The organism is Parabacteroides faecalis, assembly GCF_022809355.1.
Lineage (GTDB): Bacteria > Bacteroidota > Bacteroidia > Bacteroidales > Tannerellaceae > Parabacteroides > Parabacteroides faecalis.
In genome coordinates, this window is the sequence record NZ_JAKZMM010000016.1 from 78,473 (window position 1) to 87,514 (window position 9,042).

Annotated in this window: 5 protein-coding genes; 2 read left to right on the top strand and 3 right to left on the bottom strand. The window is 43.0% G+C overall.

The window, feature by feature from the left end:
* Window positions 1-1,290: 1,290 nt before the first annotated feature.
* From MUN53_RS08100 to metG, 3 genes are read right to left on the bottom strand one after another with little or no spacing between them, the layout of a single operon-like run.
* Window positions 1,291-2,313 carry a Gfo/Idh/MocA family protein gene (locus MUN53_RS08100; RefSeq protein WP_243324640.1) on the bottom strand — a complete coding sequence of 341 codons (1,023 nt, stop codon included), beginning with the start codon at window positions 2,311-2,313 and terminating at the stop codon, window positions 1,291-1,293.
* The gene (locus tag MUN53_RS08105; protein ID WP_243324643.1) at window positions 2,303-3,430 is read right to left on the bottom strand and encodes a DegT/DnrJ/EryC1/StrS family aminotransferase; all 1,128 of its coding nucleotides are present in this window, start codon (window positions 3,428-3,430) and stop codon (window positions 2,303-2,305) included. The genes MUN53_RS08100 and MUN53_RS08105 overlap by 11 nt, the downstream gene beginning before the upstream one ends.
* Before the next feature lie 8 nt (window positions 3,431-3,438).
* Window positions 3,439-5,478, bottom strand: coding sequence for a methionine--tRNA ligase (gene metG, locus MUN53_RS08110; protein WP_243324649.1), 2,040 nt, complete (start codon window positions 5,476-5,478; stop codon window positions 3,439-3,441).
* Window positions 5,479-5,709: 231 nt separating this feature from the next.
* Between metG and MUN53_RS08115 the strand changes: the two genes are divergently transcribed.
* Both MUN53_RS08115 and MUN53_RS08120 read left to right on the top strand, forming a co-directional pair.
* Window positions 5,710-6,642, top strand: coding sequence for a fimbrillin family protein (locus tag MUN53_RS08115; RefSeq protein ID WP_243324650.1), 933 nt, complete (start codon window positions 5,710-5,712; stop codon window positions 6,640-6,642).
* 17 nt (window positions 6,643-6,659) lie between these two features.
* The gene (locus tag MUN53_RS08120) at window positions 6,660-8,900 is read left to right on the top strand and encodes a FimB/Mfa2 family fimbrial subunit (protein WP_243324651.1); all 2,241 of its coding nucleotides are present in this window, start codon (window positions 6,660-6,662) and stop codon (window positions 8,898-8,900) included.
* The last annotated feature ends 142 nt before the right edge of the window (window positions 8,901-9,042 follow it).

Sequence of the window (9,042 nt, forward strand, 5' to 3'; positions counted from 1 at the left end):
AATACAATCCACCCATTTAGGGCGGATACTTCTATATACGTAGTCCACGCAAGCATTTACTGTCCATTATTCCGTGACGTTAAAAATTTTCCAGATTTTTAAAATAGGAATAATCTTCGTAAAATGCTTACATAATTTATGTATAAACCGCAAAACGCGAACCGCTGTTCGCTACGGAATCACTGCAAAGATAAAGAGGTTTTCCGAATCAACAAGAAAAAACTTGCATTATTTTCCAAAATATATGGATTATAGGACGAAACAAATGGATTTATAGCACAAAATGCCCCGTTTTCAGTACATGATAAAAAGCCGGCGTATTTTGATGAAAAGGTAGGCATGAATTCTCCAAAAGACGCCGGCTTTTTATTCATTCATGCCTATGTTTTCTACAAATCCAACGGGAATCGTTTTCTATCTTCGTTGGATTGATTTCCGATTCTCGTTTATTTGAATGACTCGTTCTACCTATATATAATAGATATCCCATATCGGATTTATTTTTATACCCTTCACACACATACTTATCCTTCTCATAATCTGTTATTTCCTGTGAAGGGTGTGAAAGGAGGCTCTATATTCGTACTTTTGGCTTGACCCAAAAGTACCAAAAATTCAAGATCGTATTCGTTCTTTTGCCTTGATGCAAAAGAACCAAAAAATCAAGGCTGCGTCTGCTGAGCTACTCCGTCTCTTCGTTTCGCTGTGCGCGCCGCAAACTCGCAGCGCTCAGACAGCGACGCTCCGGCCGCTTCACTCCGTTCCTCCGCTTAACGCTCACCAGAACGAGGCCGGTCCTTCAATTGACAATTGAGAATTGACGATTGACAATTTTCTTTTTCTCTTTCATTTATCCATGGTACAGATTTCGCGACTGTAGAGGCGCAGCGTTGCTGCGCCTCAAAACGACGTTCCGCACAACCAAATAGCAATCAATAAAAAACGAATGGGTTTATTGTGTTATTTATTTTTTATCCTACCGCGTTGGCTGGAGGCGCAGCACGCTGCGCCTCTACTCGCATTTCCCAAACTCAACGGGGAATTAAATACCCATGTAATCCGGCCTTATAAATTTTCAATTTTCAATTTTCAATTCTCCATTTTCAATTGTCCATTGCTTTGGCCTCCGTAGTGTGAGCCTTGAACTTTTGGTTCTTTTCTTTCAAGAGAAAAGAACGAGAAAATACATCATAAAAACAGAAAGCACGGAAACCTCGCTTCACACAATTATCAAACCATGTTTCTGCGAATTCCGTGCTTGATCTATCAATAGGATAATAAGAAATCTATTTATTTCAAGGCATAAATACGGCGAATGATATCAACAATTTTCAATCCTTCCAACGCAGTTGTCGTATTCTGAGCACCGGTGTGCTGCAGGACTTCCACGACGTTACGGATCACGAAATTATGATTCTGCGCCGAACCTTTATACGGTCCGTAGTCATTACCCGGATTTGTCGGAGCCAATTCAGGCATCTCATAGTCTTTAATATGGCAATACTCTACCTCGTTCATGTACTGACCGCCAATCTTGACGCTACCGTTTTCTGCCACAATCAGCATACTGCTTTCCATGTTCTTATTCCAAACCGCAGTCGAATAGTTCAAACAGCCCATACCGCCATTCACAAATTCAAATGTTACCAGTCCCGAATCCTCGAAATCCGTTAACTGTTGATGGTTGAAATCAGCAAAGCGCGCCTGGATATGCTGTATATCGCCAAAAAGCCAATACATAATATCAATAAAGTGAGAGAACTGAGTGAACAACGTACCACCATCCAAACAAGCATCACCATGCCAGCCTCCAGGTTTATAATAACGTTCATCCCTGTTCCAGAAGCAATTGAGTTGCACGAGATAGATTTTCCCCAGCCGACCCGAATCAATCATTTGCTTGATCCAGACAGATGGCGGAGAATACCGGTTCTGCATCACACAAAAGACTTCTTTCTGGTATTTCAGCGAAGTCTGCAAAACCCGTTCGGCATCTTGCACTTGTAAAGCCATTGGTTTCTCAATCACCACATGATGCCCCGACTCGATTGCCTGTATCGCCAGCTCGGCATGAAGACCATTCGGAACACATATATTGATCACATCGATATCCAAACCGGATTGCAACAAAGATGTCATCTCCGAGAAGAAAGCTACCGGATAAGCTTCAATACCCAGTTCTTCTTTCGGGCGTATATCACATAATGCGACCAACTCTGCTCCCGGATCGCGAACAACCATTTCTGCATGTCGCTTTCCGATATGTCCGCATCCGACTACGGCAAAACGAATTTTCTTCTTATTACTTTCCATAATTACGAAGGGTTTCAATTATATAATCCACTTCCTCATCTGTCATTTCCGTATGAATAGGCAATGACAAAATCGACTGGACCAGTTTTTCAGAAACACTCAAAACCGAGCCTATACGGGAAAAGCCGTAGAAAGCTGCCTGTTTATGTAATGGAAGCGGATAATAAACCATCGACGGAATTCCTTTTTCCTTGAGATATTGTTGCAAATCATCCCGTTTTCCATCTGCAATCTGCAAGGTATATTGATGATAGACATGCGTCGAATAAGGAGCTTTGCTAGGAATCTGCCAGCGGGAATCCTGATCAAAAGCCTCGTCATAACGCTTGGCTACCTGCTGACGGGCAGCGGTAAACTCTTCCAAATGCGGAAGCTTCACGTCTAAGACAGCCGCCTGCAAAGTATCCAGACGAGAGTTACAACCGATTATCTTATGATGGTATTTCTGCAACTGACCATGGTTGGCAATCATCCGGATCCGTTCAGCCAAACGCTCATCGGATGTCATGACGGCTCCTCCGTCTCCATAACAAGCCAAAGGCTTGGAAGGGAAGAAAGAAGTCGTACCGATATGAGCTATCGTACCGGCTTTCCGACGAGAACCATCCGAGAACAACACTTCGGCTCCTAATGACTGGGCATTATCTTCCACCACATACAAATGGTTCTGTTCGGCTATCTGACGGATCTTTTCCATATCACAACATTGGCCGAACAAATGTACCACCACAATAGCCCGTGTCTTGGGAGAAATAGCCGATTCAATCATCCAAGGATTGATATTGAATGTCTTTTCATCAACATCCACCCACACCGGAATCAGTCCCAGCAATGAAACCACTTCGGCAGCTGCTACATACGTAAAGGCCGGAACAATCACCTCATCTCCCGGCTTTAGATCAAGAGCCATCAAAGCGATCTGCAAGGCGTCCGTTCCGTTTCCGCAAGGAATAACATACGGCACATCCAAACACGACGACAGATGCGAAGCGAAACGCTGCACCTGTGGTCCGTTAATAAATGCACAAGTATCCATTACTTCCTGCATAGCCAGATCCAACTCCGGACGTAGCCGAAGATACTGTCTATGCAGGTCAACCATCTGGATTTTATCCATATTCCTTCTTATTTCACCTCGCTACCCGGTTTCACTTCCTTCTCCGGTGTAATCACCGCCAGCTTACCGTCAAAGTTTTCTGCCGAAAGAATCATTCCTTCCGAAACAATTCCCTTCAGTTTGCGCGGAGCCAAATTAGCGATGAAGCAAACCTGCTTACCGACCAGTTCTTCCGGTTTATAATGCTGTGCAATACCCGAAACTATGGTTCGTTTTTCTAATCCGTCGTCAATACGGAACTGCAACAACTTATCTGCTTTCGGTACTTTGGTACATTCCAAAACCGTTCCTACACGGATATCCAACTTCAGAAAATCATCAAAAGCGATATTTTCCCGAATCGGTTTTGCCTTATAATTAGCTTCTTCGTTCGCTTTCTTGGTTGCCAACAGTTTATCAATCTGAGCCTGGATGACGTCATCTTCAATCTTTTCAAACAATAATTCTGTTTTTCCCAGTTTATGACCCACTTCCAGCAAATCGGTTGAACCCAAACGATTCCAGCCTAACGGTTCTACATTCAGCATCTTGTTCAATTTTTCCATGCTGAAAGGCAAGAACGGCTCGAATACAATAGCCAGGTTGGCTGTAATCTGCAAAGCAATATTCATGATGGTAGCCACGCGAGCCATATCCGTCTTGGCCAACTTCCAAGGTTCTGTATCAGCCAGGTATTTATTACCGATACGAGCCAGGTTCATGGCTTCCTTCTGCGCATCACGGAAATGATAAGTATCCAACAGACGTTCTACGTTTTCCTTTACATCTGCAAAATCCTTCAGTGTCTGACGATCATAATCCGTCAGTTCACCGGCAGCCGGAACCTTATTGTCAAAATACTTACCCGTCAATACCAAAGCACGGTTCACGAAGTTACCCAAGATAGCAACCAACTCATTGTTATTGCGTGCCTGGAAGTCTTTCCAGGTAAAATCATTATCTTTTGTTTCAGGAGCATTGGCTGTCAGCACATAACGCAACACATCCTGCTTACCCGGCATATCCACCAAATACTCATTCAACCAGACAGCCCAGTTACGAGAAGTAGATATTTTATCACCTTCCAGATTCAGGAACTCATTGGCAGGAACATTTTCCGGTAAGTTATAAGAACCTTCGGCTTTCAACATAGAAGGGAATACAATACAGTGGAACACGATATTATCCTTCCCGATAAAATGTACCATCTTCGTTTCCGGATCTTTCCACCATTTTTCCCAACTGTCTGGCAACAATTCCTTTGTATTGGAAATATAACCGATCGGAGCATCAAACCATACATACAGCACTTTACCTTCTGCTCCTTCTACCGGCACCGGAATACCCCAATCCAAATCACGGCTTACGGCACGCGGTTGCAATCCCATATCCAACCAGCTCTTGCACTGTCCATAGACATTCGGTTTCCATTCCTTGTGGCCTTCCAGAATCCACTGACGAAGGAACGGTTCCCATTTATCAAGAGGCAAATACCAGTGTTTCGTTTCCCGCATAACCGGCTGACTGCCACTGATAGCCGACTTCGGATTGATCAAATCAGTCGGACTTAATGACGTACCACAGGCTTCACACTGGTCGCCATAAGCCTTTTCATTGCCACAATGCGGACAAGTACCTGTAATATAACGGTCTGCCAGGAATTGTTTGGCTTCTTCGTCATAATATTGTTCGCTTGTCTTTTCGATAAATTCGCCTTTATCATACAACGTACGGAAGAAATCTGAAGCCATTTGGCGATGCGTAGCCGAAGTTGTACGAGAATAAATATCAAATGAAATACCAAAATCCTCAAATGATTTCTTGATGATATTATGATAACGGTCCACTACATCCTGCGGCGTAATGCCTTCCTTCTTCGCACGAATGGTAATAGGCACACCGTGCTCGTCCGAGCCACCAATCATAATTACCTCTTCACCCTTCAAACGCAAATAACGGGCATAAATATCGGCAGGTACATAAACGCCGGCCAAATGACCGATATGAACCGGTCCATTTGCATACGGCAATGCCGTAGTTATCAATGTTCTTTTAAATTTCTTTTCCATACTGTGATGTTCTCTTTTTGAACTACAAAGGTAAGGAATTATTTGGTATTGAAGATAGCTTCATTAAAAATTGAAGTCGACAAGACCGGAATTACACGAGACAATTAAATTTCTTAAAAAAACCAAATGATTAAACAATACGTGATGATTCCGGTTTTAATAAGCGAAACGTCAAACAATTTTACTTAATCAAAACTATTTGTTTAATTATTAATTTCAGTAACATTCAAAATGAAACAAAGAGTGTCTAAAAAGATTCTATTAGTAGGACTCAGCAGTGTATTTTTCATGTCATGTACATCAGACGAAGACCCAGTAAATCCGGTTCAACCTGAAGCGGTTACTAAAGTGCGTATGATTGTAGATGATTTCTTTCAAAGCACGGCTTCAGCCTTGCCAACAGGAGAAAGTTCGATTTCTGAAATCGAAGCTTATTTGTTCCAAAATGATACGCTGAAGAAATGTTTAGGTCCTTTGTCGAGCAGTGGAGGTGATACTTACGAGCTGAACATCATGAACAGTGATAAAGGTGACATCTATTTCATTGCCAATACTGAAGGACATGTTGACGTCAGTGGCCTGGAAGAAGGCACAACATTGAAAAGCGAGTTCTTACAGCTGGCTTCTAAGTTGAACGACGATCAGACACGCCTGAAAGGGAACCATATCCTGACAGGTAGTTATCAACGCCAAAAAACGGGAAGTGCCGAAGTGAATTTACAACGTGGTGTGGCACGTCTTGACTTAACAGTCAATGTTCCTCAAATCAAGATCAAAAGTGTCCGCATCGACAACGTATCCAACACCGGATATGTATTCAAGCAGTCGGGCATTGAGACTCCGGTTGATGTAGAAAAGAGAACAATCCGAAGAGATTTCCCGGAACCGTTGACAGCAAGTGAAACAGGTTTATTCTATCTGTATGAACAAAATAATGCAGAAATGAACCTGACCATGGAAATTGAAGCCGATGGCAAATCAAATACATTGTCGGCACAATTACCGGAATCATTGAGCCGAAACAAAATCTATACACTGACTGTCAACAAGACAGGCACAGAAGACTTTGAAATCACCATCAACGTCACAACCAGTGTAGAAGAATGGATTCCGGGAGAAGATGTAACAGCAACTCCGGATTCAATTGTTTCCCGAAACGTTTAAACAATACTTGATCTCGTATGAATAAATATTTCTTGTTAGGACTTATTTTCATGCTCGTCTTCAGCGGATGTACCGAGCACGATGATATTCGTCAAACCATGGGTAACTCCAATACATTCCGTATCCAGGCGGCACATTTCTCCGTTTCCGGAGCCAATGCGTCATTGCCTGATGAAAATCAGATACGTGAATTGGATGCTTATCTTTTTGACGAAGGAAAGCTTATCAAAAAATATGAAGATCTAGCGAGGCAAGATGTAAACGAATATTCTATAGAGGTCCCTGGTAACAAAGGGACACTCTATTTCTTAGGAAATTCAGATGCGATAACAGATCCTTCTTTCATCCAGTCAGGCATGAATGAAGAAGATTTTCTGCAGCTGACAACCTTGCCTTCTGTTTCTTCAGCCTCAGATTTCCTCAGTGGACGACTGGATCTGAGTGGAACTTCAACTTCTCAGCAAGTATCATTACGGCATGGCGTTGCCCGTATTGACTTGGCTCTTCAAGATGCGGAGACAACGGTCAAAAGTATTTCAATCAAGCATGTAGCCCAAATGGGATATCTGTTCGGACAAGATCCGATCAAAACGGCTGCAAACGCCGAATTCGAAGATATCAATTTACAATTCGAGCCCCAACTGGACGCTTCGAAATCAGGCTTGTTGTATCTTCATGAGCAAGCCAATGACCAGCTGGCTGTATCTATTATCGTATCACGGGATGGAAAAGAAAGTGTGCTAAAGGCACAACTTCCCGAAGCAGTCAAACGAAATGCCGTTTATACGATTCGTATATTCGGAAATAATGCGGCTATTGAAGCCGAGATAAAAATTGATGAATGGAATGACGGAGAAGATCAGGAACTATACCCGGATCTGTCGTCACGGATTCTGGTGAATCCGGATTTATCGACCTTTTCTGAAGGGGTGATACTGGCAGAGAGCCTTGATGCCATCCACGTGCCTTATCAAGCAAGCCGGATGACATTGGTTCTGAACGCTCCCAGTGAAGTGGACTTGCAACTAAAAGATCCGAATCTGGGAATAACGGTAGAGGCCGTGCCAGATACCATCAATAAATTCATCATTACCACCTGCTTGAATCCGATCGGTCATACCGAAAAGAGCACAGCGCTTGGTATCAAATATAAAATACTGGAACAAAGCTATGAAGACAAGATAGATTTAACCTTGCAGAAGAATGATATAGAAATGGAAGGTTCTCTTGCATTCGATCTCCATCGTCTTTGCGACTATGGCAAATACCTGGATGGAGAACTGGCCCGGTTTACGCTGACCGGAGGGAAACAGATCCAGACAGAAGGAATCTGGTTAAAGACTGTAACCGACGACAGCCAACCGGAACAAGTACGTTTGCTCGCCGGATGGAAACCCAATGACCCGGAAGCCGACGGACGTGTACAGGAAGGAAAGCTGAAGATTCTCAGTGAATCCGGAGAGACATTGGAAGAATATACGATCCGACGGAGAAATTACGGCTTACCGGTAGTCAATGTAGACGGAACCTGGTGGTGTAAATACAATCTGCAAGGAAATGTAAAAAGGTTTGAAGACCAGATATCCATTCAGGATGATCCGGCCAAAGATGTAAGTCTGTACGACTACCTGACAACTTGTTCGGATGAGGAATGGTTGGCCATCTGGGGAGACAGTTACCAAGGAGATAATCCGAATGGACTTAAACTCCGGCATAACGGGACTTCTTTTTACTATGAAGGGTTCAACCAGAATAATGCGGTCTTTATCGGGAACCTGCCAGTTACAGAAATGGCACCTGATGGTTATCAGTTACCGGGCGATGAAGAGTTCACCAAGTTCAAGATGGACCATGCGACTTCTTCAACGGATATTAACTTCGGTAACGGGGCAACAAACGGTTACTGGACACAGGCCCGAAAGCGAATCAACATCAAGAACTATGAACGTGCCAACCTGGAGATCAACGGTATCAGTTATGGGCCGGTTCATCATCATAGTGTCAAAATAGAAAGTGCAAACTCTACCGAATTGATTCTTTTCGGTCCGGGAGCACAAACGTATGGCGACGGTTCTGACATGTTCAAGTCGCTCTATATCATCTGGGCATCTCACTTCAACGACGGGTTTACCTGGTTGATGGAAGGTTATGCCACATCTACGGGAAGAGGTAACTGGTTTAAAACGGCTACTTATCCGGCCAGATGTACACGTGTCATCCGATGTGTGAAAACACCTGTGGAATACATCTATAATTAAAGGGAGAATCATTGATTAGTTATATATAATAACCCGTTGGCGGAATTAAATTGATAAAATAAATATGTATAAAAGGTTGTGCTTATCGCTGATTATTAGTAGATTAGAAGTGATCAAACTATTAATTTACAATAAAGCTATG